1 protein-coding gene is annotated in these 1,780 nt (G+C 65.7%); it reads left to right on the top strand.

Annotated elements, in window-relative coordinates; all coding sequences use genetic code 11:
• The first annotated feature begins 1,188 nt into the window (after positions 1-1,188).
• On the top strand, positions 1,189-1,725 hold the full coding sequence (locus D9C15_RS33040; protein WP_128003697.1) for a GNAT family N-acetyltransferase: 537 nt from the start codon (positions 1,189-1,191) through the stop codon (positions 1,723-1,725).
• Positions 1,726-1,780 lie beyond the last annotated feature (55 nt).

Below are 1,780 nucleotides of genomic sequence, written 5' to 3'. Positions count from 1 at the left end.
TCATCCGCCTCGCGGCCCAAGCGCTCCACCGCTGGGGTCGTCTCAGCTCAAACGTTAGGGCGCACACGAACCCCACGCTGCAGTCGTCGCGCTTTAGCTGCGTCGTCGCCAGCTTGGCCTAGCACGGAGCGTCTCCACGCACGGCCCACGGAGTCCATGCCGCTCGGACGGTCGCCGCGCTTCGGGGCCACCTCGGCCAAGCGCCTCGGAAGGTTTGCGCCTTTGCCCTTCGTGAACCTGCACCGTTGGACGGTTGTCGCCTGAACTTCGGTTTTCGTCGCTGCCCTGCCAAGGCTCGTGCCGGCCGCCCGTCCGCTGGCGGGCGGCGAACCGTCGGAGTTCAGGGCCGAGTTCTCGGCTGGCTTGCCGCCACGTGCGCCCGGTGTGGCCAAAGAGTTTGTTGCCGGGCTGCTGGTCGGCGGCTGGAGCGCTGGCAAACAAGACAATCCAAGTCCAGTTCTTTCCAGCCGTCTTGGCCCAGCCAGCAGCCCCGAGTGCGCCCTAACCCTTCGCTGGAGCGGGACCTCCGCCGGGAAGGGACTTGGCCCGCGAGGCGCTCGCTGTCATCATCCGCCTCGCGGGCCAAGTGCCTTCCCGGCTCCGGCCCCTCAGCTCAAACGTTAGGCCTCGCAGCTACCAGCAAGCGAGCGCTCCGGCAAGAAGTGACTTCAGAGCTTGGCGATTCAGAGTCCAGCGAGTCAGCGGCTTGGGTCCAGGAGAGCGACGCTATGTCCGCCGGTCGAGCGTAACGTGTCGGAGCCTCTCGCACGCAGCAGGCCTGAGCTTTTCGGTTCGAGTCGAGAGCAGCTACAGGTCACTCGTCATGCGCAGGGTCGCAGCGAACTCAGCGGACTCAGCGAACATGAGGCTCGTGTCTCGCGTCGAGCGGGCCGCCCGTCCGTTGGCGGGCGGCGAACCTTCCGTTGCCCTCGGACGAGAATCGCACTCGCCTCGCCCCCGCCAAGCGCCTGGTTTTCTAGCGCCAAGCCACTGCACGAGCGCAGGGCCATCAAGAGAAAACCCGTCGCCTTCAAGTCGCAGCAGCGCGTGGAGAGCGAGGCCTAACCCTTCGCTCGAGGCGACAGCCACCGGCTTGGCACTTGGCCCGCGCACCGGCCAGTGTCATCATCCGTCGCGCGGGCCAAGCGCCAATCCGGCGTCTGCGCCTCAGCTCAAACGTTAGCCGTCATGCACGAGACGCTGCTGCCACCCGAGTTCCGCGGTGGTCGCCTTCGCCGTCTTCACCAACGCGATCTGGGTGCGTTCCAGGCCTATCGTTCATTGCCGGAGCTCGGGCGCTACCAGGGTTGGTCGCCTATGTCGGATGCCGAGGCACTTCAGTTCCTCGACGAAGTGCATCGGGCACCTCTCTTTGCGCCGGGTCACTGGGTACAACTCGGAATCGCCGAGCCAGCGTCTGACGCGCTTGTCGGAGACATTGGCCTGTACCTGTCCGAAGACGGAACCTCCGGAGAAGTCGGCTTCACGCTTCATCCAGCATCCCAAGGTCGTGGCGTCGCAACTCTTGCGGTCCGCGAGGCGCTTCAAGTCTTCTTCTCGGCTACCAGCGCCACCAGCGTTCTGGGCATCACCGACGAGCGAAACCTACCGAGCGTCAGGCTGCTGGAGCGCGTTGGCTTCGAGTTCATCGAGAGCCGCCAAGTCGTGTTCCGAGGTGAGCCGTGCACAGAGAGGGTATACGCCCTACCGCGAAATGACGGCTAACCCTTCGCTCGAGGCGACCCTCCACGGCTTGGCGCTTGGGCCGCGAGGCGCTCGC

The organism is Piscinibacter defluvii (assembly GCF_004011805.1).
GTDB lineage: Bacteria > Pseudomonadota > Gammaproteobacteria > Burkholderiales > Burkholderiaceae_C > Piscinibacter > Piscinibacter defluvii.
The sequence above is the reverse complement of the archived record's forward strand: the minus strand, read 5'-3'. Positions and strand labels throughout refer to the sequence as shown.

Excerpts from the sequence above, each read along its gene's own strand:
- D9C15_RS33040 (WP_128003697.1), top strand. The coding sequence starts at position 1,189 with ATGCACGAGACGCTGCTGCCACCCGAGTTCCGCGGTGGTCGCCTTCGC.